General features: G+C 71.4%; 19 protein-coding genes. 16 read left to right on the top strand and 3 right to left on the bottom strand.

The window, feature by feature from the left end; all coding sequences use genetic code 11:
• The first annotated feature begins 104 nt into the window (after positions 1–104).
• The 6 genes from BLU81_RS01240 (at position 105) to BLU81_RS01215 (ending at position 8,890) form a co-directional block, all read left to right on the top strand.
• The gene (locus BLU81_RS01240) at positions 105–1,019 is read left to right on the top strand and encodes a helix-turn-helix domain-containing protein (protein ID WP_231953958.1); all 915 of its coding nucleotides are present in this window, start codon (positions 105–107) and stop codon (positions 1,017–1,019) included.
• Between the two features lie 63 nt (positions 1,020–1,082).
• On the top strand, positions 1,083–2,021 hold the full coding sequence (locus BLU81_RS01235) for a phosphodiester glycosidase family protein (protein ID WP_092540810.1): 939 nt from the start codon (positions 1,083–1,085) through the stop codon (positions 2,019–2,021).
• Positions 2,018–3,094 carry a bifunctional glycosyltransferase family 2/GtrA family protein gene (locus BLU81_RS01230; RefSeq protein WP_231953956.1) on the top strand — a complete coding sequence of 359 codons (1,077 nt, stop codon included), beginning with the start codon at positions 2,018–2,020 and terminating at the stop codon, positions 3,092–3,094. Before BLU81_RS01235 ends, BLU81_RS01230 begins: the two co-directional genes overlap by 4 nt.
• Before the next feature lie 190 nt (positions 3,095–3,284).
• Positions 3,285–7,025 carry an AfsR/SARP family transcriptional regulator gene (locus tag BLU81_RS49415; RefSeq protein ID WP_092540808.1) on the top strand — a complete coding sequence of 1,247 codons (3,741 nt, stop codon included), beginning with the start codon at positions 3,285–3,287 and terminating at the stop codon, positions 7,023–7,025.
• Positions 7,026–7,157: 132 nt separating this feature from the next.
• Positions 7,158–8,108: an ATP-binding cassette domain-containing protein gene (locus tag BLU81_RS01220; protein WP_092540806.1), complete on the top strand. Its 951-nt coding sequence runs from the start codon at positions 7,158–7,160 to the stop codon at positions 8,106–8,108.
• Positions 8,105–8,890: an ABC transporter permease gene (locus BLU81_RS01215; RefSeq protein ID WP_092540804.1), complete on the top strand. Its 786-nt coding sequence runs from the start codon at positions 8,105–8,107 to the stop codon at positions 8,888–8,890. Before BLU81_RS01220 ends, BLU81_RS01215 begins: the two co-directional genes overlap by 4 nt.
• Positions 8,891–9,008: 118 nt before the next feature.
• Here BLU81_RS01215 and BLU81_RS01210 read toward each other — a convergent pair whose 3' ends face one another.
• Positions 9,009–10,166: a Rieske 2Fe-2S domain-containing protein gene (locus BLU81_RS01210; protein ID WP_092540802.1), complete on the bottom strand. Its 1,158-nt coding sequence runs from the start codon at positions 10,164–10,166 to the stop codon at positions 9,009–9,011.
• Positions 10,167–10,300: 134 nt separating this feature from the next.
• Here BLU81_RS01210 and BLU81_RS01205 point away from each other — a divergent pair, with 134 nt between their 5' ends.
• Positions 10,301–10,888 carry a peptidase associated/transthyretin-like domain-containing protein gene (locus BLU81_RS01205; protein WP_092540800.1) on the top strand — a complete coding sequence of 196 codons (588 nt, stop codon included), beginning with the start codon at positions 10,301–10,303 and terminating at the stop codon, positions 10,886–10,888.
• 140 nt (positions 10,889–11,028) lie between these two features.
• On the top strand, positions 11,029–11,478 hold the full coding sequence (locus BLU81_RS01200; RefSeq protein ID WP_092540798.1) for a hypothetical protein: 450 nt from the start codon (positions 11,029–11,031) through the stop codon (positions 11,476–11,478).
• 10 nt (positions 11,479–11,488) lie between these two features.
• Here the strand turns inward: BLU81_RS01200 and BLU81_RS01195 are convergent, their stop codons facing one another.
• Positions 11,489–12,736 (bottom strand): EAL and HDOD domain-containing protein, encoded by a 1,248-nt coding sequence (locus tag BLU81_RS01195; protein WP_231953954.1) that lies wholly within the window; start codon positions 12,734–12,736, stop codon positions 11,489–11,491.
• Positions 12,737–12,878: 142 nt separating this feature from the next.
• Between BLU81_RS01195 and BLU81_RS01190 the strand changes: the two genes are divergently transcribed.
• The 8 genes from BLU81_RS01190 (at position 12,879) to BLU81_RS01155 (ending at position 23,261) form a co-directional block, all read left to right on the top strand.
• Positions 12,879–14,432, top strand: coding sequence for a long-chain-fatty-acid--CoA ligase (locus tag BLU81_RS01190; protein ID WP_092540796.1), 1,554 nt, complete (start codon positions 12,879–12,881; stop codon positions 14,430–14,432).
• Between the two features lie 98 nt (positions 14,433–14,530).
• Entirely contained in the window at positions 14,531–15,808 is a 1,278-nt protein-coding gene (locus BLU81_RS01185) for a hypothetical protein (protein ID WP_092540794.1), read from the top strand.
• Complete coding sequence (locus tag BLU81_RS01180; protein WP_231953952.1) at positions 15,805–16,731, top strand: glutamate ABC transporter substrate-binding protein; 927 nt, start codon at positions 15,805–15,807, stop codon at positions 16,729–16,731. The genes BLU81_RS01185 and BLU81_RS01180 overlap by 4 nt, the downstream gene beginning before the upstream one ends.
• Positions 16,728–17,918 carry a hypothetical protein gene (locus BLU81_RS01175; protein ID WP_157751075.1) on the top strand — a complete coding sequence of 397 codons (1,191 nt, stop codon included), beginning with the start codon at positions 16,728–16,730 and terminating at the stop codon, positions 17,916–17,918. Before BLU81_RS01180 ends, BLU81_RS01175 begins: the two co-directional genes overlap by 4 nt.
• On the top strand, positions 17,915–20,203 hold the full coding sequence (locus BLU81_RS01170) for a serine/threonine-protein kinase (RefSeq protein ID WP_092540790.1): 2,289 nt from the start codon (positions 17,915–17,917) through the stop codon (positions 20,201–20,203). Before BLU81_RS01175 ends, BLU81_RS01170 begins: the two co-directional genes overlap by 4 nt.
• A 215-nt stretch (positions 20,204–20,418) precedes the next feature.
• Entirely contained in the window at positions 20,419–21,333 is a 915-nt protein-coding gene (locus BLU81_RS01165) for a PP2C family protein-serine/threonine phosphatase (protein WP_231953950.1), read from the top strand.
• Positions 21,334–21,345: 12 nt separating this feature from the next.
• A complete protein-coding gene (locus BLU81_RS01160; RefSeq protein ID WP_092540786.1) occupies positions 21,346–22,611 on the top strand; it encodes a vWA domain-containing protein in 1,266 nt (421 codons plus the stop codon).
• Positions 22,608–23,261 carry an FHA domain-containing protein gene (locus BLU81_RS01155; RefSeq protein ID WP_092540784.1) on the top strand — a complete coding sequence of 218 codons (654 nt, stop codon included), beginning with the start codon at positions 22,608–22,610 and terminating at the stop codon, positions 23,259–23,261. The genes BLU81_RS01160 and BLU81_RS01155 overlap by 4 nt, the downstream gene beginning before the upstream one ends.
• Here the strand turns inward: BLU81_RS01155 and BLU81_RS01150 are convergent.
• On the bottom strand, positions 23,258–24,031 hold the full coding sequence (locus tag BLU81_RS01150) for an inositol monophosphatase family protein (RefSeq protein ID WP_373873257.1): 774 nt from the start codon (positions 24,029–24,031) through the stop codon (positions 23,258–23,260). The two genes, BLU81_RS01155 and BLU81_RS01150, sit on opposite strands and share 4 nt — an antisense overlap.
• Between the last annotated feature and the right edge of the window lie 49 nt (positions 24,032–24,080).

The raw sequence follows: 24,080 nt of genomic DNA, 5'->3' as shown, positions 1-24,080 counted from the left end.
GGTCATTCATTAACCGGACCGAACACGGGACTAGTCAACTGCCGAGTATGCTGTTGCCGACCGTTCATCGAGAGATCCACATGGGACAGTCGAAGAGGTCTGCTGTGTCCGATTCGGGCGATGAGCACGACAACACCGGCAACGATATCGGCAGTCACAGCAGCGGGGCGACCGTGCGCCGGCTTCAGCTCGGCGCTCATCTGCGTGCCCTGCGGCAGTCCAAGGGCATCTCCCGGGAGCAGGCCGGTTACGTCATCCGCGGCTCCGAGTCCAAGATCAGCCGGATGGAGCTGGGCCGCGTCTCGTTCAAGGAACGCGACGTCGTCGACCTGCTCAAACTCTACGGCGTGGACGACCAGGCCGAGCACCGCCGGGTCCTCACCATGGTCCGCGAGGCCAACGCCCCGAGCTGGTGGCAGGCGTACGGGGACGTGCTCGACACCTGGTTCCAGAACTATCTGGACCTGGAGCAGGCGGCCGAGCTGATCCGGACGTACGAGATCCAGTTCGTCCCCGGCCTGCTGCAGACCGACGCCTACGCCCGCGCCGTGATCAAACTCGGTCACGAGGACGACGGGCCGGAGGAGGTCGACCGCCGGGCCAAGCTACGGATGGCCCGTAAACAGGTCCTGGAACGGCCTGAGGCGCCCCGGCTGTGGGCGGTCCTGGACGAGGCGGTGCTGCGCCGCCCGATCGGCGGGCGCGACGTGCTGCGCGGCCAGATCGAGTACCTGCTCGGCATCTGCGACTCGCCGCGGGTGCGGTTGCAGGTGATGCCGTTCGACTCCGGCGGGCACGCGGCGGCCGGTGGCGCGTTCAGCATCCTGCGGTTCCCGCACGAGAAACTGCCCGACGTGGTCTACATCGAACACCTCACCAACGGCCTCTACCTGGAGCGGCGCGAGGAGGTCGATCAGTACGCGGCGGCGATCGGCCGGCTGTTCATCGAGGCCGAACGGCCGAACCGGACTCCGGAGATCCTGCGGGGCATCCTGGCCGAGATGGACGCCCGCCCGTAACGCTGGGTTCATCGACAACCGGGACACAGCAGACCCACAAGGTCCGCGGCTTCACTTCGAGGCGTGACAGAGAATCCCCGCAAGATCAGCCGCCGTGGTCTCCTCGCCGGGGGTCTCGGCCTGCTCGCTGCCGCCGGCGGTGGTGGCGCCTGGGCCCTCGACCGGTACGTCCTCGATCATGTCGAGGTCAGCGGCGCCTCCGCCCTGACCGCGCAGAACGTGGTCGCGGCCGAGGCGAGCGGCGACGGCACCGCCACCGCGAACAGCTACTCCAGCAGCACCGCGAAGATCTCCATCGAGACGGTCTCCACCGGCTCGGGCGACGACAAGATCACCTACTTCGTGGCGGACGTGCAGGTCACCGACGCGACCATCGTGAAGTCGGCGTTCGCCAACGACCAGTTCGGCGAGAACATCATCGCCAACCCGTCGGCGATCGCCTCCTCGGCCGGCGCGGTCCTGGCGATCAACGGCGACTACTACGGGTTCCGCGACACCGGCATCGTGATCCGCAACGGGGTGAAGTTCCGCGACTCCGGCGCCCGGCAGGGTCTCGCCTTCTACGCCGACGGGACGATGAAGCTGTACGACGAGACCACCACCACCGCCGACAAGCTGCTCGACGCCGGAGTGTGGAACACGCTGTCGTTCGGGCCGGGCCTGGTCGACGACGGCAAGGCCATCGACGGCATCGACCAGATCGAGGTCGACACCAACTTCGGCAACCACTCCATCCAGGGGCAGCAGCCACGCACCGGCGTCGGCCTGATCGACCCCAACCACCTGCTGTTCGTGGTGGTGGACGGGCGCAGCAAGGGTTACAGCCGGGGCGTCACGATGCCGGAGTTCGCGGAGATCTTCGTCGGGCTCGGAGCGCGGACGGCCTACAACCTGGACGGCGGCGGATCCTCGGCGATGATCTTCCAGGACGCTCTGGTGAACAATCCGCTCGGCAAGGGCCAGGAGCGGGGCACCAGCGACATCCTGTACGTGGCCGGGTGAGCGCCGTGATCGTCCTGATTCCCGCCTATCAGCCCGACTCCCGGCTCGCCACACTCGTCGAGAAACTCGACCGGTACCGGGTGCTGGTGGTCGACGACGGCAGCGGTCCCACGTACGCAGCCGCGTTTGAAGCCGCCCGCCGAGCCGGCGCCGAAGTGATCCATCTCAGCCACAACCGGGGTAAGGGTTTCGCCCTGAAGACCGGTTTCGCCCACCTGCAGGCCCGCTATCCGGGTGCCGACGTGGTCTGCGCCGACAGCGACGGCCAGCACCGGGTCGAGGACATCGAAGCCGTCGCCGAACGGGTCCGCACCTCGCCGGCCGCCATGGTGCTCGGCGTGCGCCGGTTCACCGGCCGGGTGCCGGCCCGCAGCCGGTTCGGCAACGCCGCCACCCGGATCGCCTTCCGGATGATCACCGGGATGGCGGTGACCGACACCCAGACCGGGCTGCGCGGCTATCCGGCCCGCACCCTGCCCTGGCTGAACCGGGTCCCCGGCGACCGCTTCGAGTACGAGCTGCGTCTACTGCTGCGCGCGGCCCGTGAACACCTGCCGATCGAGGAGGTCGACATCGCCACCGTCTATCTGGACGGCAACAGCTCGTCGCACTTCCGGCCGGTCATCGACTCGGCGAGGATCTACGGGCCGCTGCTCGCGTTCGCCGGATCGTCGCTGCTCGCCTTCGCCGTCGACGCCCTGCTGCTGGCCGTGCTGGTCACCGCGACCGGGAACCTGACCGCCTCGGCGATCGGCGCCCGCCTGGTCAGCGCCAGCCTCAACTACACGGTCAACCGGTCCGCGGTCTTCGGCGGCTGCGACCGGGTGCCGCACCGCCAGTCGGCGCCCCGCTACATCGCTCTCGCCCTGGTCATGCTCACCGCCAACATCGCTCTGCTGCATGTGCTCAGTGCCGCCACCGGCTCCCTGGTGGTCAGCAAGATCCTCACCGAGGTGACGTTGTTCCTGACCGGTTTCGCGGTGCAACGGGCGTTCGTCTTCGGTGGCCGGCGCCCCGGACCGCCCGGCACCCGGATCGCCACGGAGCCACAGCCCGCCGGCACCCGCGGGTGAGCATGCTCGACGTACCGAAGAACCCGTGGTGCCCCACTCACCGGCCGGCCGCCTGGCGGATCTGCCTCGGCGACGGCCGGAGCCACCGGCGACGTGCTGTACTACTTCGACGCGCTGATACACGGCTCGTCGTGATACCACGGCGTCGCCCGCTCCGGATCCGTCCCCGGCACACGGCACAATCGTCGGCATGCGGTTCGGCATCCTGGGGCCCTTGCGGGCGCGGCGACCGGACGGGATCCCCATCCCGCTCGGCGGTCCCCGGCTGCGAGCGCTACTGGCGATGCTGCTCCTGGACGCCGGCCGCCCGGTCCCGATCGACCGGCTGATCGACGGCCTCTACGGCGACGACCCGCCCCCCGGCGCCGCGAACGCCCTGCAGGCCCAGGTGTCCCGGCTGCGCCGAGCCCTGCCGGTCGAACTCGGCCCCGCCGGTTACCGCCTGGCGATCCCACCCGACGAGGTCGACGCCCACCGGTTCGCGCACCTGGCCGGGGCCGGGCAGCGGGCACTCACGGCCGGCGACCCGGACCGGGCGGTGACCCTGCTGACCGAAGCCACGGACCTGTGGACCGGCGAACCCCTCATCGACGTCCGCCACGCGCCCTTCGCCGCCCCGCACGTCACCCGCCTGGCCGAGGCCCGTCTGACCGTCTTGGAGGACCTCCACGAGGCCCAACTGCGACGATCAACCCCACCGGCCGCCGGTACGGTCCCCGCCCTCCGCGACCTGACCGCCGCCCACCCGCTCCGGGAGCGCCCACACGCCCTGCTGATGCGCGCCCTGACCGCGGCGGGCCGCCGGGCCGAGGCCCTGTCCACCTACGCGACGATCCGCCACGCCCTAGCCGAGGAACTGGGCACCGACCCGTCCCCCGAACTCACCACCCTCCACACCTCCTTGCTCCGCCAGTCCGTCCCGGCTCAGGGTCCAGCCCGTCCGGACACCGTTCCAGCCCGTCATGGCGCCAAACCGGTCCCTCGCCAGGAGACCGATTCGGTCCGGCGGGACATCGAAGCGGGCCGACGAGGGGCCGAGCCGGTTCGGCTGGGGGTGCCGAGTCAGCTCAGCAGCTTCGTCGGGCGCGACGACGAACTGTCTGTACTGACCGGTGCCCTGCACGCCCGGCGGCTGATCACCCTGCACGGGCCGGGAGGCGCCGGGAAGACGCGGCTGGCCGCCGAGGTGGCCGCCCGCTACGGCGGCGACGTCTGCTTCGCCGAACTGGCAGCCGCCGGAGCCGACGACGTTCCCCGGACGGTGCTGACCGCCCTCGGCCTTCGAGACGTCATCCGGAACGTCCCCAGCACCCCGCTGCCACACGCCGCCGCCCAGCCGTCGCATCCGGGCGCCGCCGCCCAACAGCTGCCCCAGGTCACTCCCGGTGTCCTGGCACGCCTGGTCGCGGCTCTCCGCGAACGTTCCCTCCTACTGGTGCTGGACAACTGCGAACACGTCATCGAGGCCGCCGCCGATCTGACCGGCCACCTGTTGTCGGGAGCTCCCGGCCTGCGGATCCTCACCACCAGCCGGGAGCCGCTCGGAATCGCGGGCGAGATGCTGTTCCCGGTCGGCGGCCTGCCGATCCCGCCGAACGACACCGGCAGCCCGGCGTTCCCCGACAGCCCGGCGTTCCCCGACAGCCCAGCGATCATCGGCAGCTCGGCGATCATCGGCCGGGCGACGGTGTCCGGCGAGGCCGGACTCGACGCCCGAGGGCTGGGCGACTTTGCGGCGGTGCGGCTCTTTCTGGATCGTGCCGCGGATGTCGTTCCCGGGTTCACGCTCACCGGGGCGAACGCGGCGGCGATCCGGCAGCTCTGCCGCACCCTCGACGGTCTTCCGCTGGCCGTGGAACTCGCGGCGGCGCGGTTGCACTCTCTTCCGGTCGAGGAGATCGCGTCGCGGGTCGGGGACCGGTTCCGGTTGCTGGCCGGTGGGCGGCGCACCGTCGCCCGTCATCGGACGTTGCAGGCGGTCGTGGCCTGGAGCTGGGATCTGCTGACCGAACCGGAACAGGTACTGGCCCGCCGTTTCACCGTCTTCGCCGGAAGTGCCGGTCTCGAAGCGATCGAACACGTCTGCGGAGCCCCCGGCGAAACCGATCGGGGCACCCCCACAGCACTGGACGAGACCGAACCGGAGGTCGCCGAGACACACAGCAGTGCCTGGCAGGACGCCACAGCAGCACCGGGCCGAACCGGGCCGGATGCCGCCGCAGCGTTCGGTGGGGACGGGCCGGATGTCGTCGAGGTGCTGGGTGGGCTGGTCGGGAAGTCGCTGATCGAACGGGACGGGGATCGTTACCGGATGTTGGCGACGATTCGGGCGTTCTGTGCGGATCGGCTGAGTGAGTCCGGTGAGCGGGAGCGGCTGCACCGGGCGCACGCCGGATACTTCCTGGCGCTGGCGGTGCGGGCTGACCCGTACCTCCGGTCGGTTGATCAGATCCTCTGGTTGGATCGTCTGGACGCGGACCGGGGCAACCTTCACGCGGCGGTGCGGCGCAGCGCGGCTCAAGGCGCGGGCGGGACCGCGTTGCGGCTGGTGTCGGCGCTCTGTTTCTACTGGTGGCTGCGTGGTCTGCGGCTGGAGGCGACAGCGCTCAGTGAGCTCGCGTTGCGGGCCGTGGGGCCGGAGCCACCGCCGGGCCTGACCGAGGAGTACGTGGTGAGCGCCTTCACCGCGGCCCTCGGCACCACCAGTGCGCCGGGGACGGCGGCGCGCTGGGCCGGATACATGCGGACGCTGACGGCGGCGCCTGCCCAGCCGTTCCTGCTGTTCCTGTCGGCGATGGCGGTGGGGCCGCCGGACAGTGATCCGGCCGCTGTCGCCGAACTGAACCGGAAGCTCGGCGAACAGATCGCGGGTGATCCGTGGTGCCGGGCGCTGGGCGGGATCGGTGGCGGCTGGGTGTTGCTGTTCTCCGGCGCCGACCCGGCGTTGGCCGAACCCGAGTTCCGGTCGTCGCTGGCCGGATTCCGGGCGATCGGCGACCGGTGGGGCACCATGCTGGCCCTGGCCGGGCTGGCCGAACTCGCCGTGTGGCGCGACGATCCGGCCGCCGCGATCCCGCCGACGGTCCAGGCGCTGCGGCTGGCGGGCGAACTGGGTTCCACGATCGACGTGGCCGACCTGACGCGCGGCCGGGGCCAGGCCAGAATGGACACCGGTGACCTGACCGGAGCGGCGGACGACTTCTCCCGGGCAGCCGTACTGGCCCGCGAGGCCGGCGCCCCGGAACTGGTCGCGTCCGCGCTCCTAGGACTGGGATCACTAGCTCTGTCCCGGGCCCAGCAGACCTCTCCATGCGACGACCCGGGCGAGTCAGGCGGTCCGGGCGAGCCAGACGGTCCGGGCGAGCCAGGCGGTCCGGGCGAGCCAGGCGGTCCGGGCGAGCCAGGCGGTCCGGGCGAGCCAGGCGGTCCGGGCGAGCCAGGCGGTCCGGTGAAGGAACCGGCCGACAGCACCGGAGCAGCGCGGGAACAGGCTGGGGACGCGCTGGCGGAGGCGTTCCGGTACTGCTCGGAGGCCCTGGCCGCCTGCCCGGCCGGCTGGTACAGCGCGGACGGCACCCGGATGACGATCCTGATGGTGCTGGGCCGGATCGCCGAGTTGTCCGGTGATCCGGTGACGGCGGCGGGCCGGTATCGGGAGGTGTTCACGGTCCGCAGCGGCATGATCGGCTTCCAGGTGATGGCCGAGGCTCTGGAACGGCTGGCCGGGCTGGCGGTGGCCGGCGGCGATCCGGAACGAGCGGGCCGGCTGCTCGGCGCGGTCCGCGCTCTGGGCTTGCGCGCCGGAGTGGAATCGCCGGTGGCCGGGGCGGCGCGGGCGCTGCTGGGCGGAGAGCGCTTCGCGGCAGCCCTGGCCGAGGGCGAACGGCTCTCCCTGGAGGAGACGACGACCCTGGTCCTGGCCACGACCTGAGGCCGCGACAGCGAGCCGGGTCATGACAGCAATCGGGCGCTACTGGCCTGACAAAGGGCACAGAGGGCGAGAGGGCTAGCACGGTCAGCGTACGGTCAGCGGCCGGTCAGGGCCGGTGACCAGCCTGGCCGCATGACATCGACGATCGTGGCCGAAGGGCTGCGCAAGAGATATCGCGGGGGTGCGGTCGCGCTCGACGGGTTCGAGCTGACCGTTCCGGAGGGCATCGTGCACGGCCTGCTCGGGCCGAACGGTGCCGGGAAGACCACTGCCGTGCGGGTGTTGTCCACGCTGCTAGGGTTCGACGCCGGCCGGGCGGAGGTGGCCGGGGCCGATGTGCGGCGCGAGCCGCGGACGGTACGCGAGCGGATCGCTCTGACCGGTCAGTACGCCGCCGTCGACGACCTGCTCAGTGGCCGGCAGAACCTGGTGCTGTTCGGGCGGCTGCACCGGCTGCGCCCGCGGGAGGCCCGGCTGCGGGCCGACGAGTTGCTGGACCGTTTCGGGTTGACCGAGGCGGCCGGCCGGTCGGCGAAGGAGTATTCGGGCGGCATGCGGCGGCGGCTCGACCTGGCGGCCAGCCTGATCCGGCGCCCGCGGGTGCTGTTTCTGGACGAGCCGACCACCGGACTGGATCCGCGGAGCCGTAACCAGGTGTGGCAGGCGGTGCGGGGGCTGGTCGCCGAGGGGACGACGGTGCTGTTGACCACGCAGTATCTGGAGGAGGCCGATCAGCTTGCCGGGCGGATCTCGGTGGTGGACGCCGGCCGGGTGGTGGCCGAGGGCACCCCGGACGAGCTGAAGTCGGCGATGGGCGCGGATCGCCTCGAAGTCGTGGTCCGGGAGGCGGATCGGCTCGGTGACGCGGCGGCTCTGATCGCCGGGGTGGCCGGTGCGGCGCCGGACGTCGACGTCGATCGGCGGTTGCTGCGGGTGCCGGTCGCCGACCGGATGGGCGCGCTGACCGCGGTGCTGCACGGGCTGTCGGAGGCCGGGATCACCATCGCCGACATCGGTGTGCACCGGCCCACCTTGGACGAGGCGTTCCTGCACCTGACCAGCAACGTGGGGGTGGCGGCATGACGGCGGCGTTCGCTGACGGCCGGGTGATGGCGGGGCGGTATCTGCGGCATGTGGTGCGGGCGCCCGAGGAGATCGTCATCTACTTCGCGCTGCCGATCATGTTCGTGCTGGTCTTCGGGTACGTGTTCGGCAGCGGGATGTCGGTTCCGGGTGGTGGGCACTACCGGGAGTTCCTGATCCCGGGCGTGTTCGTGATGACCATGTTCTACGGGATCGGGGCCACCGGGACGAGTATCGCGGTCGATCTGAACCGGGGTGTGGTGGACCGGTTCCGGTCGATGCCGATCGCCCGGTCCGCGCTGATCACCGGACGGATGGCGACCGATCAGGCGCGGGCACTGCTGGAGACGACGGTGCTGATCGTCTGCGGTCTGCTGGTCGGCTGGCGCTGGCATCTCGGGGTTCCGAGGCTGCTCGCCGGGATCGGGCTGCTCCTGCTGCTGCGGCTGGCTCTGAGCTGCGTCGGGATGGCGCTCGGGATGGTCGCGAAGAACCCGGACACGGTGGCGACGATCGTGTTCCCGCTGGCTTTCCCGTTGAGTGCGGTCTCCAATGTGTTCGTGGCACCGGAACTGATGCCGGGCTGGCTGGGTGTGGTCTCCGAGTGGAATCCGGTGTCGGCGACCACGACGGCGATCCGGGAGCTGTTCGGCAACCCGGGCATCGGTTCGGACTCGTGGCCGGCCGAGCACGCGCTGCTGCTGGCGGTGGGGTGGCCACTCGCGCTGATCATGATTTTCGGACCGCTAGCCGTACGTCAGTACCGGAACCTCGGTAGTTGACGGTGTCGCGGGCGGGCGTGTCGCGGCAACGCCCGCCCGCCCGCGACTCCGGGGACCGCGCTCCGGCCGGGCGGTCCAGCTGGCCGCACTCAGGGCGGTGAGCACGGCCGGTTCAGGGTCACGCGGACCGGAACTCCGCGAGGATCCGGCGCAGGTGTACGCCGAGCAGGTCGGCCCGCACGTGCAGTTCGTCGCGCATCCGCATCGGCAGGCCGGTGATCCGCATCTGGTGCTGCAGCACCAGGTCCTCGGCGAGGACGGCCTCCTCGAACGCGACTTCCCGGGCCACCACGTCGGGTGCCGGGTCGGGGACGCCGCCGATACCGTGGAACAGCATCTTGGTGTAGACGCGGGTGCTGTCGTTCGATTCGGGCTGGGCGAAGAACAGGATCGTCTTGACCGCGCCGGCGTCCAGTTCCTCGAGGCGGAGCATGAGCTGGAACGGTGCCCGGTAGACGTAGGTGGCCCGGCGGCGCTGGCGGACCGGCCGGATCCCGGCGATCACCCCGGGGTCCTCCGGGTTGTCGAACCACTGGTCCTGCACGCTGCGGCAGCCGAACGGCTCGGTGGTCACCTCGTACCGGGCGACGGTCTTCTCCTCGGCGACGCCGAAGGTCTTGGCGTGCACGAACGGGAAGTGGGCGACATCCAGGAAGTTGTCGGCGACGACGCCCGCGGCGACCGGGGTGCGGGCCGGTTCCAGCCAGGCGCCGACGTAGTCCTGGTCGTCACTGTCGGGGTCCTCGAACAGGCTGGTCAGCGGCTCGTCGGGGGCCAGCCACAGCATGCCCCAGCGCTCTTGGACCCGTTCGTCGCGCAGCCGGTGGGTCCGGCCCAGCAGCAGGACCTGGTCCGGCGGATCGGCGGCGAGACCGACCGGATGCCAGGCTTTCCGCAGCCCGGGGTCCTCGTTGGTGAGCAGGTCGCCGGGGTCGGGGCCGGGGAGCCCGGCGGTGTCGACGTAGATCGTCCCGCCGTCGATCCGGACCGCCGGTCCACTGAGCCGGGCCCGCGGCGGCGCGGCGCCCTCCTGGGACGGCAGGGCGACGCAGGCGCCGGAGCTGTCGAACTCCCAGCCGTGGTAGGCGCAGCGCAACCGGCCGCCGTCGAGGGTCGCGGCGGAGAGCGGAACCAGGCGGTGCGGGCAGCGGTCGGCGAAGACGACCGGGTCGGCGCCGGGTTCGGGCCGGAGGATCACCAGCGGTACGCCGTTCGCGGTGACCGCCGTCGGACGGGTACCGACCTCGTGTTCCGCCGCGATCGGCAGCCATGTCATGGGGGGCAGTGTGCGCCCGCAGTGTTACGGCGAGCTGTCTTTTGCACAGCAGACAAATCACCCAAAACCGCACTTCAGGGCGTTTTCCTTGCGAAGATCAACTCCGTTGAAGTGAACTACAGCGGGGGTGGGCAGTGCGGATCGAGGACAGCGGCGGAACGCCGGTCATCAGCAGGCCGGTTCCCCGGCCCGCGCATCGGGGCCCACAGCCGGCCCATCTGCCGCCCGCGCCGTCCGGATCAGCCGCGGACCTGCCCCTCGAACTGGTCCGCCGCGACATCGCCGGGGACCGTCCCGGCGTACCGCTGATGCTCCGGATCCGGGTCCTGAACGCCGCCTCCTACCTCCCGGTCACCGCCGCCGTCGTCGACCTCCGCCATCCGGCCCCCACCGGGCCTCCGACGGAACTGCGCGGCGCCCAGGTCACCGATGCCGAGGGGTACGCCGAGTTCCGCACGGTCCACCCCGGCCGGATCGACGGCGCGGCGGTCCGGATCGACGCCTCCGTCCACGTCGGAGGCATCCTGGCGGGTGGCCGGGCGGTCACCTACGCCGGCCCGCTGTTCGTCCCGGAACAGATCGCCGCCGAGATCGTCCCCGGGCCGGCCGGCACCCCCGATCCGTGCCCGGCCGCCGGTGGCCCGCTGACCGTCGTCCCCCGGGACCGTTTCGACCTGACGGCCGGCCTGCTGGCCACCGTCACGGTCACGGTCGGAGATTGAGCCGTCCGGTTGCTCGCCGGGCGGCATGATTTTTCATGATCTCGCCGGTCACCGCCTCGAACACTGTTCACCAGGGGGTACTCCTGCGCCGACCTGGAACGATCTAGGCTGACGCGATCACTCTCAGGGGGTCGCCAGACATGCAGCACGACTCGCGGCAGGACGCCATCGCCGATGACGGCCGGTGGCAGGACGACGCGGGACGCGCCCGGCGCCGGAAGCTCTGGGCGCTGGTCGCGGCGCAGGCCGTGGTCCTGCTTCCGCTGATCTATCTGTGGATCGGGCCGGCCAGTGCCGCCGCAGCGACCGACCCGAGGCCGAACCTCGGTGCAGGGCTCGTCGGCATGGCCCTGATGGTGCTCGGGCTGCCGTGGTCGGTGTTCGTCTGTCTGCTGGACAACCGGTACGGGCTCTTCGACAGCGGTGCCCGCGACCTCTTCGTCATCGGCCCGGCGGTGCTCAACATGGCGCTCACGTCGTTCGGCGTCTGGTGGACCGGGCGCCATCCGGTCGAGGAGACCGAATGGCGGGTCCTCGACGCGGACGAGGTCGAGATCGAGGACCCGGCCGAGTCCGAGACGAAGCCCTGACCCCGCCGGATCAGCCGGCCGCGTCGCGGTTGCGGCGCCGTCCCGCCGCCGAGGCGGGCGTGAGCTGGGACGCCGCGGACAGGGTGCGGGTGGACCAGCGCATCGCATCCAGGGACAGGCCGGCCAGGTCACCGCTGCCCCATTCGCCGTCCTCGTAGGCCCGGACCGCTGTCAGGATCTCCCCCAGCCGGCCGGTGCCGCGGGTGAGCGCGTCCGACACCTCGGTGGTGAGCGGCAGCTGTTCGGCCATCGCGGCGGGGGTCATGCTCATCAGCCCGGCCATCCCGGTGACCAGGCCGGCCACGAAGGCCGCGCCCGGGTCGGCCCGGAACCGCGGGGCCAGGTTCTCGCACAGCCGGGCCTGGGTCAGGGCGGTGAGCAGTTGTTGCTCGGAGGCCTCGGCGGCGTCGTCGACGACCATCAGGGTGGCCCAGCGGCGGATCCGGTTCAGGCCGACGAGCATGACCGCCTGCCGGACCGAGGAGATCCGGCTGACCACCCCGGCGGCGACCGAGTTGCTGACCCGCAGCACCCGCAGCGCCAGAGCGGGGTCGCTGACGATGATCGAGGTGACCTTGTCCATCGGCACGTCGGGCGACATCAGTGCGGCGACGAGTTCCAGCCGGCGCATCCGGGACGGGGACAGGCTGGGGGCACTGAGGACCTGGGGGCGGCTCAGCGCGTACCCCTGGCGCAGTTCCATGCCGTAGCGGTCGGCGATGGCGACCTCGGCGGCCGTCTCCAGCCGTTCGGCGACCAACTGGATGCCGGGGTGCTCGCGGCAGGCGGCGACGATCTCACCGAGGCGGCTCAGGTCGCCGTCGAGGAGGTCCAGTTTCACGTAGGAGGCGAGGCCGAGCAGCCGTTCGTGGCCGGATCCCCAGACGAAGTCGTCGAGCGCGATCTTGTAACCGGCCTCGGCCAGGGCGGTGATCCCGGCGATCACCTCGTCGTCGACGTCGACGGTCTCCAGGACTTCGAGGACCACCTGTTCGGGACCGAACGGCAGCGGGAGCTGCCCGGTCACGAACTCGCGGGTGAGGTTGATGAAACACGGCCGGTTGCCGGCCACTTCAGCGATGCCGAACTCGGTGAACGCGTTCACCATGACGGTGCTGGTGGCATAGGTGTCCTGCCGGCCCGACTCGACGGCGTCCATCCGGCCGCGGAAGAGCAGCTCGTACGCCACCACGTCGCCGTTCGCATCGAAGATCGGCTGACGGCCGACGTGCACCGCGTCCAGCACCGGGATTCCCACGCTGGTGCCATCGGCATGAGAAATGCCCGACTTAACTAATCGGGCCCGCGAAACACGACCGAAACGGAGGCTTCCCCGGGGCGGGTCCCCGTGTTGGGATGAGACTACCGTCACAGATCATCGGTAAGAAGGGTTCCACCGCATGCTCAACCTCTCCGTTCTGCTGGAGGACAGCGCCCGCCGGCACCCGGAGCGCGCGGCCGTGGTGCTCGGCCCGCAGCGGCTGACCTACGCCCAGGTGGACGCCGCGGCGAACCAGGTGGCCGCCCTGCTCGTGTCGCGTGGCATCCGGCCCGGCGACAAGGTGGCGCTGACCTGCCCGAACCTGCCGTACTTCCCGATCGTCTACTACGGCATCCTGAAGGCGGGCGCGGTGGTCGTACCACTGAACGTCCTGCTCAAGGGCCGGGAGATCGCCTACCACCTGAAGGACTCCGGCGCGATCGCCTACCTCTGTTTCCAGGGCACCCCGGAGCTGCCGATGGGCGCCGAGGGCTTCGCCGGGTTCAGTGAGACTCCGGGCACCGAGCACTTCCTGATGATCACCGCGGACCCGGCGGCCCCGTCGCCGATCGAGGGTGTGGAGACTCTGGGCGCGGCGCTGGCCGGACAGCCTGCGGCCTTCTCGACGGTGCTGCGGGACGAGTCCGACGCGGCGGTGATCCTCTACACCAGTGGCACGACCGGCCAGGCCAAGGGCGCCGAGCTGTCCCACTCGAACCTGATCCTCAACGCGCTGACCTGCAACCGGCTCTTCGGCAGCCAACCGGCCACCGACACCCATCTGCTGGTGCTGCCGCTGTTCCACTCGTTCGGCAGCACGGTCAACATGAACGCTGGTTTCGCCACCGCCGCGACCCTGGTGCTGCTCCCCCGGTTCGAGGCGAAGGCAGCGGTCCAGCTGCTGCAGAGTGAGGACGTGACGTTCTTCGCCGGCGTCCCGACCATGTACTGGGGGCTGCTCAACGCGCTGACCGAGACCGAGGGCGTGGACGTCGAACGGATCGCGGCCAACATGCGGGTCGCCGTCTCCGGTGGCTCCAGCCTGCCGGTGGAGATCATCCGGGCGGTCCGGGAACGGTTCGGCGTCACCATCCTGGAGGGGTACGGCCTCTCCGAGACCTCGCCGGTGGCGACCTTCAGTGACCCGCACAGTGAGCCCCGGCCGGGTTCGATCGGTGTGCCGGTCTGGGGTGTCGAGGTCAAGCTGATCGACCCGGAGTGGAACAGCATCGACGATCCGGACGAGATCGGCGAGATCGCGATCCGCGGGCACAACATCTTCCGCGGCTACATCGGCCGGCCCGAGGCGACCGCCGAAGTGATGCGGGACGGCTGGTTCAAGACCGGCGACCTGGCCCGCCGCGACTCCGACGGCTTCTACTACATCGTCGACCGGGCCAAGGACATGATCATCCGGGGTGGTTTCAACGTCTACCCGCGGGAGATCGAGGAGGTCCTGATCACCCACCCGGCGGTCTCGCTCGCGGCGGTGATCGGCGTGCCGCACCAGAGCCACGGTGAGGAGGTCAAGGCGTTCGTGATCCTCGCGCCGGGTGCCTCGGCCACCGAGGACGAACTGATCGCCTGGGGTAAGGATCAGATGGCCTCCTACAAGTACCCGCGTATCGTCACGATCGTCGCATCGCTGCCGATGACGGCTACCGGGAAGCTGCTCAAGCGCGAACTCAGCTGACCCGCGGAACTGTCGGACGGCAGTCGTACACTCCTGCTCGATCGCTTGCGCCAGTGACGCACAGTGGACGTGCGATCCCAGAGCGAGAGGGCACCCTAGTGACTGCGGTACAGGCGCCACCTCAGGTGGCGTTACGACGGCTCGCCGGCCTGCGGCACACCTCGCCCGGCCGGCTGCAACTGATGCTGGCCGTCCTGCTGGCCCTGGCCTGCTTGGCCGGGCTGGTGACCGGTCTCACCGCATGGTCGGCCGGCACCGGCACCGCCGATCTGCGGGACCGGGCCCAGCCGCTGCTGGCCGAGGCCGAGACGATCCACTCGTCGCTGGCCGACGCGGACACCACCGCCGCGCTGGCGTTCCTCACCGGCGGCCTGGAGCCCCCGGCGCTCACCGCCCGGTACGACAAGGATCTGGCCGACGCCGCCACCGCTCTGACCTCGGCCGCCGGCCGGGTGCCCGGCGACGGGCCGGCCGCCGCGGCGATCCGGGCCGTGTCGACCGGCCTCACCGACTACGCCGCGCTGGTCGCGACCGCCCGGGCCCTCAACCGGCAGGGCAAACCGGTCGGTGCCGCCTACCTGTCGACCGCCTCCAAGCTCAACCGGGAGACGCTCCAGCCGCAGGCCGAGGTCCTGTTCCGGCAGGCCCGGCACGAGGCCGAGGCGGGTTACACCAGCTCCCGCAGCAGCTGGTGGCTGACCCTGCTGGGGGTGCTGATCGCGGCCCTGGCGGTGACGCTGATCGTGACGCAGACCCACCTGAGCCGCAGCACGCACCGCACGTTCAACCTGCCGCTGGTGACCGCGTCCGCGCTCACGCTGCTGCTGCTGGCGGGGGCCGCCGTGGTCTTCGCGCACCAGCGGTCCCAGCTCACCGCCGCCGGCCGGGAGGGGTCGGCGCCGGTCGACACGCTGGCCGAGATACGGATCCTGGTGCTGCGCGAGCGGGCCGACGAGGCACTCACCCTGGCCGCCCGGGCCGGCAGTGGCGCGCTGGAGGCGGAGTTCACGTCGATCCGCGGCCGGGTGACGTTCGGCGGCCCGGAACTCGACGGTGTGCGTGACCTGATGGGCACCGCGACGGGGCAGCACGACACGTACGTGAGCCTGCATGAGAAGATCCGCTCGCTGGACGACGGCGGCGACTACGAGGGTGCGGTGCGGCTGGCCGTCGGCGACGAGACGACGAACGCGTTCGACCAGCTCACGAAGACCCTGGACGAAGCCTCGGCGGACCGGCGCGCGGCCTTCGACGGCCGGATCGAGTCGGCCGGGCGGGGACTGGGCTCGCTGACCGTGCTGGGGCCGTTGCTGGCCCTGGTGATCTGTCTGTTCGCGGTGATCGGCCTGCGGGCCCGGCTGGAGGAGTACCGGTGAGACGACTTGCTCTGGTCTGCTCCGCCCTCCTGCTCGCCGGATTGACCGCGTGCACGGACTCCCCCATCAAGGAGACGACGGCGCGAACCGATCCGTCAGCGGCAGCCACCAGTGCGGCCCCGAAGGCACCGGAGACCTGTGACGCCCGCGCCAGCTTCCGGCCCACCCAGGGGGTGCGGATGCCGGCCGGCAGCTACATGCAGGAGATCCGCAAGCGGGGCCGGCTGGTTCTCGGCACCACCCAGGACACCCTGCTGTTCAGCTCGCGGGACCCGTTCACCGGCCGGATCGAGGGCTTCGACGTCGACATGGGCCGCGAGATCGCCGAGGCGATCTTCGGTGATCCGGACAAGCTGGAGATCCGGGTCGTTCCCCGGTCGAACCGGGTGAACGCGGTCGTCGACGGCGATGTCGACCTGGCCATCAGCACGATGACCACCAACTGCGCCCGCTGGGAGCTGGTCGACTTCTCCACGGTCTACTTCGAGGCGGGCCAGCGGGTGCTGGTCGGCAAGGACTCGGCCGTGACGAAGATCGAGGACCTGGGGAAACGCCCGGTCTGCGCGGCCACCGGCTCCACCTCGCTGGAGAACATCGCGAAGGTCAGCACCGGGCCGGTCCCGGTGGCGCGCGCCGACTTCGGTGAGTGCCTGGTCGCCTTCCAGCTGGGTGAGGTGGACGCGATCTCCACCGACGACACGATCCTGGCCGGGCTGGCGACCCAGGACCCGTACGCCAAGGTGGTCGGCCCGAAGTTCACCTCCGAGCCGTACGCGGCGGCGGTCGCCAAGGGGCATCCCGAGTTCACCGAGTTCGTCAACGCCGTGTTCGAGCGGCTGCGCAGCGACGGCACCTGGCAGAAGATCTACGACAAGTGGCTGACCACGCCGGCCCCGCAGCCACCGGCGGCGAAGTACCGATGAGTACGACGACCGCCGACACCGAACTGGCCCGGCTGACCAGTGCCGTCGCCGCCATCGCCACCAACCTGGTGGAGCTGGACCAGAACCCGGACCGTCAGGAGCTGGGCCGGATCACGCTGACCGGGCGCACCGCGACCGCCTGGGCCGACGCCTCGGACGCTCTGGAACGCCTCTGGCAGGGGCACCGGCAGCTGACCGAGGTGATCACCCGGGCCGAGGCGCTGCGCGGGCAGCGGCGGATGAACGACGCCGACCGGGACGCCTACCGGCATCAGGTGCTCGGCCCGTCGATCACGCTGTCCACCGCGACGGTGCCGCTGGCGCAGCGCGGGCTGCTCGGCGCGGGACAGGTCGTCGCCACCTGCACACCGGCCGAGCTGTTGTCGGCGATGGAGTCGTCGTTCCGGACCGCGGTCGCCGTGGTGTCCGGTGCCGGGGAGGCGTGGCGCCGGGGGGTGCCGGCCGCCGCCGAGGCCGCCGACACGCTGCAGCGGGTCCGGGACCTGACCCGGCAGGCCGGGGCGGGTGCGGCGGACCGCCTGCTCGACGAGGCCGACCGGCTGCTCGGCGGCATCACCCGGGTCCTGTTGTCCGATCCGCTGGGCGCCGACCTGACCGGGCTGGCCGACGTCAGGAGCCTGGTGGACCGGGCGGACGCGGAGCGGACGTCGGCGGCCGAGTTGCAGGCGTCGCTGGCCCAGCGGCTGCGGGACGCGCGGGTGCTGCTGGCCGACTTGGACGCGGCGCAGCGGGCGGCCGGCGAAACGAGCGACGCCGCGGCCGGGCGGTTCCCCGACGACCAGATCATCGCGGTACGCATGACGGATCCGCGTCCGGAGCTGGCCGCGATCGACGCGCTGGCCGCCGCCGGGCACTGGGCGCTGATCAGCCCCCGGTTGTCGGCGTGGCGCCGGCAGGCCACCGACCGGCTGGCCGCACTGCGGGACGCGTCGGCGCGCAACGCCGCCCTGTTGACCGAGCGTAACGAGCTGCGCGGGCGGCTCGACGCGTACCGGGCCAAGGCTCTGCGCCGTGGTCTCGGTGAGGATCCGGTTCTCGGCCCGCTCGCCGAGGCCGCCCGTGACCGTCTGCACCAGGCTCCGTGTGATCTGCCGGCGGCACGGTCCGCCGTCGACGCGTACCAGGACGCGCTCTCCGCCACGATCGCCGCCCGGGAGGCCCGATGACCAACTGCCAGCGTGACGACTGCTCCGGCACGATCGAGGACGGCTACTGCGACTACTGCGGACTGGCGCCGGTGGCCGAACCCAGCACACCGGCGGTAAAGCCGGTAGTGAAGGCGGACGACGGTAAGTGCCGCCGGCCGGGCTGTGACGGGGCGATCGAGGACGGCTACTGCGACACGTGTGGGCTGGCGCCCGCCGCCACCGCGACGAAGGCCACCAAGGGTTCGGCTCGGAGCAGTGCTCTGTCCAGTCGTACCAGCAGGGGGTCCTCTCGCACCGGAACCTCTCGCACCGGATCGGCCCGCCGCTTCGGCGGCGGCCTGGTGGACATCGCACCGATCCGGCAGGCGGACCCGGCGACCGCGGTGATGGCGGTGGCCGAGGTGCCGGAGTCGAAACGGTACTGCGCCAAGTGCGGCAACGCGGTCGGCCGGGCCCGCGGCGATCGGGAGGCCCGCCCGTCGGGGTACTGCCCGAGCTGCGGCGAGGCGTTCAACTTCACCCCAAAGCTGACCAAGGGTGACCTGGTCGCCGGGCAGTACGAGGTGGTCGGCGCGCTCGCGCACGGCGGCCTGGGCTGGATCTACCTGGCCGCCGACAAGAACGTCTCGGACCGCTGGGTGGTACTCAAGGGCCTGCTCAACTCACGTGACGAGGACGCTCTGGCGGCGGCGGTGGCCGAACAGCGGTTCCTGGCCGAGGTCGAGCACCCGAACATCGTCAAGATCTACAACTTCGTCGAGCACGACGGCGCCGGTTACATCGTGATGGAGTTCGTCGGCGGCAAGTCGCTCAAGGACGTGCTCAAGGAGCGCCGGGTCAACGGTGTGGTCAGCCCGCTGCCGGTGGAGCAGGCCCTGGCGTACGTGCTGGAGATCATGCCCGCGTTCGGTTACCTGCACGACCGTGGGCTGATCTTCTGCGACTTCAAGCCGGACAACGTGATCCAGTCCGGCGACCAGATGAAACTGATCGACCTCGGCGGTGTCGTGCACATCGACGACGAGGACGCGGCGATCTACGGCACCGTCGGCTACCAGGCGCCGGAGATGGCCGCGCAGGGGCCGTCGCCGCAGTCCGACCTCTACACCATCGGCCGGACCCTGGCGGTGCTCACCACCGACTTCCGCGGGTACCAGAGCACGTTCGCCGACAGCCTGCCGGACCGTGGCGACTTCGAGGCGTACTCCCGGCACGAGTCTTTCTACCGGCTGCTGCGGCGGGCCACCCGCACCGACCGGGACGAGCGGTTCGGTGACGCGGCCGAGATGGCCGAACAGATGCTCGGAGTACTGCGGCAGGTCCTCGCGGCCAGTGGCACCCCGCATCCGGCGGTGTCCCGCTGGTTCACCGGGGAGCTGCGCACCGACCTGCGCGACGACCGGGCCCGCTGGCAGGACCTGCCGACACCGCTCGTCGATCTCAGCGACCCGGCGGCGGGCCTGCTCGCGTCGATCACCGCCGCCGACCCGAAGACGGTCCTGGCGCAGCTGGCCAGCGCCCCGCAGGATTCGGTGGAGGTGCTGCTGCGGCGGCTGCGGGCGTTCGTCGATCAGGGTGACGCGGCGAAGGCGGCCGAGGTCCGCGACGAACTGGGCCGGGAGTCCGCGGACTGGCGGATCGACTGGTACGACGGCCTGCTCGCCCTGTCCACCGGTGACTTCCCGCGGGCTCGGCAGAGGTTCGACGCGGTGTGGTCGGCGCTGCCCGGCGAACTGGCCCCGCAGCTGGCTCTCGGCATGACCGCCGAGCTGGCCGGCGACGCGGCAGCGGCGTGCGCCCACTACGACGTGGTCAGCCGCACCGACCCGGCCTACACGACGGCCGCCGCCGGACTGGCCCGCTGCCGGCTGGCCGGCGGCGACCGGGCCGGGGCGGTCGAGGCGTACAGCCGGGTGCCGGGCACCTCGTCGGCCTACTCGAGTTCGCAGATCGGCGCGATCCGGGCCCTGGTCCGGGCCCATCAGTCGGCGGTCGTGGACGTGGACTCGCTCGCCACCGCGGCCGGGCTGATCGCCCGCCTCGAGGTGGAGGCGGCTCAGCTCGCGGCACTGCGGGCCGAGTTGCTGGAACAGACCCTGCGGACCATCGGCGGGGGTGCGGCCATCGACACACCGGTGCTGGCCACGGTGATCGGTGGTACCCCGGCGGAGAAGGCGCCGGAACGTGACGTGCGGTTCGCGCTGGAGTCGGCATACCGAGAGATGGCCCGGGCCACACACGGCGCGGAGAAGATCCGCCTGGTAGACCTGGCGAACGCGGTACGCCCGCGGACGCGGACGTGAGAGAGGCGGGACCCGCACCGATGATCGTGACCGAATGCACCTCGTGCGACGAGGAGCGTGCCGGCGGCGCGTCCTTCTGCGAGGCGTGCGGGCGTAAACTCGCCGAAACCTCCGAACCCACTTCCGAACCCGAGCCGCCGGCGGCTAAAAAGGACTGTGCGCGCTGTGGGGCGGCCGGTTCCGTGGGCGACGACGGGTATTGCGAGGAATGCGGCATGATGGCCGGCCGATCGCGTGATCATCTGGAGGCCGACGGCGGCCCCTCGGGCGCCGCGGTGAGCGACCGCGGCCGCCGCCACCATCGCAACGAGGACGCGATGTGGCTGGCCGTCGGGGTGGAGGCCGCCGACGTGGTGGTCTGTGACGGGGTCTCGGCCTCGTTCGACCCGGACGCCGCGTCGGACATCGCCGTCCGCGCCGCCGGCGAGCTGCTGGCCGGTGCCCGCCACCCGGACGAGCCGCTGCCCGGTGACGACGGCAACCCGGACCAGACCGCCGAGTTGGAAGGGCTGGAGCGCCCGCTCGGCGCGCTGGGCCTGGCCGGTGCGGTGTCGCACGCGATCGCCGGTGCGGCGGCCGCGGTGGCGTCGCTGGCGCACACCGGCGATCCGCGCCGGGCCGCCGCGAACCCGGCCTGCACGATCATCGCCGCCGCGGTCCGTGGCCCGCACGTGGGCTACGGCTGGGTCGGCGACAGCCGGATCTACTGGCTCGGCCCGGACGGCCCGGCACAGCAGCTCACCGAGGACGACTCGTGGGCCGCCCACGTGATCTCGCTGGGCGTCGACCCGGTGACCGCGATGAACGACCCGAAAGCGCACGCGATCACCGCCTGGCTGGGCGCCGACGCCGGGCCGGTGGCGCCGCGGGTGCGGTCGTTCACCGCCGCCGAGCCGGGTCATCTGGTCCTGTGCAGCGACGGTCTGTGGAACTACCTGCCCGACGCGGCCGAGTTCGGCTCGGTCGTCCGGGACTGCCTGGACACCGCGAACTCCCTGCTCGGGGCGACCCGGGCGCTGGTCGCCTACGCCAACGCGGCGGGCGGCGGGGACAACATCACGGTCGCGCTGATCCCGGTGCGGCCGGTTGAACCGAAGACGCCGGATCCCGAGACCACCGAACTGCCGTAAGGAGTCCCGACCGTGAGTTACACCGCCGAGGCCTTCCAGAACGAATACCTCGCCCTGGGCGCCCGTGAAGTCAACGCGATCGTGACGGTGACGTCGACCGGTGGCGAGGGCGGCCGCCGGACCGGTGGCGCGACCGAGATCATCATTGTCGACGCGTCCGGATCGATGCAGGCCGAGGGCCGGATCGCCGCTGCCCGGCAGGCCGCGAAAGCCGCCGTCGAGTGCATCGACGACGGTGTCCACTTCGCGATCATCGCCGGGGTCAGTACCGCCCAGCAGCTCTTCCCCGGTCCGGGTGAACTGGCGGTCTCCTCGCCGCAGACCCGGGCGCAGGCCGAACACGCGATCGACCGGCTGCAGGCCAACGGCGGCACAGCGATGGGCGCCTGGCTGCTGCTGGCCGGTCAGCTGTTCGCGCAGCGGCCGGGCGATATCAAACACGCCATCCTGCTGACCGACGGCGACAACGGCGAGCGGCAGGGTTACCTGGAGACGGTCCTCGAACAGATCAAGGAGTCGTTCGTCTGCGACTGCCGGGGGGTCGGCGCCAGCTGGAAGGTCGCCGAACTGCGCAAGATCGCCGACAAGATGCTGGGTACGGTCGACATCGTCGCCAAACCGGCCGAGCTGACCGCCTCGTTCCAGCAGATGATCACCGCGGCGATGGGCAAGACCAGCGCCGATGTGCAGCTCAAGGTGTGGACGCCGGTGAACGCCACGGTCCGGTTCGTCAAGCAGGTGGAACCGGTGGTCGCCGACCTGACCGGCAAGCGCGCCGAGGACGGGCCGCGGGCCGGCCGTTACCCGCTCGGCTCGTGGGGCCAGGAGAGCCGCGACTACCACATCTGCGTCGACGTGCCGGCCGGTGGCGCCGGTGACGAGATGCTCGCCGCCCGGGTGCACGTGATGGAGGGCGACACCGAGCACGCCCGTGGCCTGATCCGGGCGGTGTGGACCGACGACACCGCGCTGTCCACCCGGATCAACCGGCAGGTCGCCCACTACACCGGGCAGGCCGAGCTGGCCGACGCGATCCAGGAGGGCATCGCCGCGCGGGAAGCCGGAGACGACCGGACCGCGACCATCAAGTTCGGCCGGGCCGCGCAGCTCGCGCACGCCAGCGGCAACAAGGCCACCGAGGAGTTGCTGGCCAAGGTGGTGGACATCGAGGACCCGGTGACCGGTACGGTCCGGCTGCGCCGCAAGGTGGCCGTCGAGGACGAGATGGCCCTGGACACCCGGTCGACCAAGACCGTGCGCGTGGGGCGGGGGCAGTGAGCACGTACCCCTGCCCGAAGGGTCACGCCTCCGGCGAGCCCGACTTCTGCGACACCTGCGGCACCCGGATCGAGGGTTCGGCCCCGGCCACCATCCTCATCCAGGCGCCGCCCTCGCTGGTCACCGCCCCGCCGAAGGAGAAGTGCCCGAACTGCGGTTATCCCCGCAGCGGGCCGTTCCGGTTCTGTGAGGACTGCGGGTTCGACCACAACACCGGCCGGGTCCCGCAGATCGACGCGCCCACGCCGGTCGCGGCCCCGGCCGGGCCGTGGACCGCGACGGTGGTGCCGGATCAGGAGTTCTTCGCGCTCAACGACATCGAGGGTGTCGTCTTCCCGGCGGGCACCCTGCCGCAGATCGTCACGCTGGTGCCGCCGCAGGTGCGGATCGGGCGCAAGAGCACGTCGAAGGGCACCGACCCGGAGATCGACCTGGCCGCCGAACCCTCCGACCCGGGCGTGTCGCACAGCCACGCGCTGCTGACGCTGAGCATCGACGGCGCGTGGCTGGTCTCCGACGTCGGCTCGTCGAACGGCACCTGGATCAACGACGAGGACCAGCCGCTGGGCGCAGGCCGGTCCCGCACCTTGAAAGACGGTGACCAGGTCCACGTCGGCGCGTGGACCACGATCACCCTGCACGCCCCTTAGGCCAGGGCTCCGAAGGCCGCGGCGACCACGTCGGCGTCGCGGCCGGACAGCGCCGCGCCCGGGCCGGGCACGGTCCGGCCGTCCAGCCCCCGGTAGTAGCCGCCGGCCTCGGTGACGATCAGCGAGGTGGCGGCGAAGTCCCAGATCTGGCCGCCGGTCTGCAACGACAGGTCCAGGTCGCCGCGGGCCACCAGCAGGGCCGGCTGCAGCGGCCATTCCCGCTCGTCGGCGGCCTCGAAGAGGGCGGTGAAGGGTTCCCGGCCCCAGTGCGGCACCACCCCGAGCCGGGTGTCGGCGAGCGCCGGAGTGGGGCCGTCCGCGACGTGGATGCGCTGCTCGTCCACGATCTCGGTACCCCGTACGACCGCTTCGAAGGCTCCTCCGCCGCGCACCGCCCACCAGATGCGGCCCTGCGCCGGAACCGCCGCCACCCCGACGGTGATCTCGCCGTGGTCCTCCAGTGCGATCAGAACCAGCCAGCGGTCGTCACCCTCGACGAACAGGTGGGTGCCGTCGATCGGGTCGATGATCCAGCGGCGGCCCTCGGTGCCGAGGGTCTCGCCGTGCTCCTCACCGAGGATGGCGTCGCCGGGGCGGGCCTCGGTGAGCACCTCGCGGATCCGGTCCTCGACGGCGCGGTCGGCGGCGGTCACCACCGAGCCGTCCTTCTTGAGCTCCCGGGGCAGCTCCGCGAGGGCCGCGAAGTGCCGCAGTGCGACGGCGGAACCCGCGAGAGCGGCTTCCAGGGCCAGGTTCAGGTCGTCTGCCACGTTTCCCATCCTGCCCTCGCCGGGCACTCCAGGTTGCCCGGTGACCCTA

The organism is Actinoplanes derwentensis (assembly GCF_900104725.1).
GTDB lineage: Bacteria > Actinomycetota > Actinomycetes > Mycobacteriales > Micromonosporaceae > Actinoplanes > Actinoplanes derwentensis.
This window is presented reverse-complemented; position numbering and strand designations above follow the sequence as displayed.

Excerpts from the sequence above, each read along its gene's own strand:
- BLU81_RS49415 (WP_092540808.1), top strand. The coding sequence starts at position 3,285 with ATGCGGTTCGGCATCCTGGGGCCCTTGCGGGCGCGGCGACCGGACGGG.
- BLU81_RS01220 (WP_092540806.1), top strand. The coding sequence starts at position 7,158 with ATGACATCGACGATCGTGGCCGAAGGGCTGCGCAAGAGATATCGCGGG.
- BLU81_RS01215 (WP_092540804.1), top strand. The coding sequence starts at position 8,105 with ATGACGGCGGCGTTCGCTGACGGCCGGGTGATGGCGGGGCGGTATCTG.
- BLU81_RS01210 (WP_092540802.1), bottom strand. The coding sequence starts at position 10,166 with ATGACATGGCTGCCGATCGCGGCGGAACACGAGGTCGGTACCCGTCCG.
- BLU81_RS01200 (WP_092540798.1), top strand. The coding sequence starts at position 11,029 with ATGCAGCACGACTCGCGGCAGGACGCCATCGCCGATGACGGCCGGTGG.
- BLU81_RS01190 (WP_092540796.1), top strand. The coding sequence starts at position 12,879 with ATGCTCAACCTCTCCGTTCTGCTGGAGGACAGCGCCCGCCGGCACCCG.
- BLU81_RS01175 (WP_157751075.1), top strand. The coding sequence starts at position 16,728 with ATGAGTACGACGACCGCCGACACCGAACTGGCCCGGCTGACCAGTGCC.
- BLU81_RS01170 (WP_092540790.1), top strand. The coding sequence starts at position 17,915 with ATGACCAACTGCCAGCGTGACGACTGCTCCGGCACGATCGAGGACGGC.
- BLU81_RS01165 (WP_231953950.1), top strand. The coding sequence starts at position 20,419 with ATGATGGCCGGCCGATCGCGTGATCATCTGGAGGCCGACGGCGGCCCC.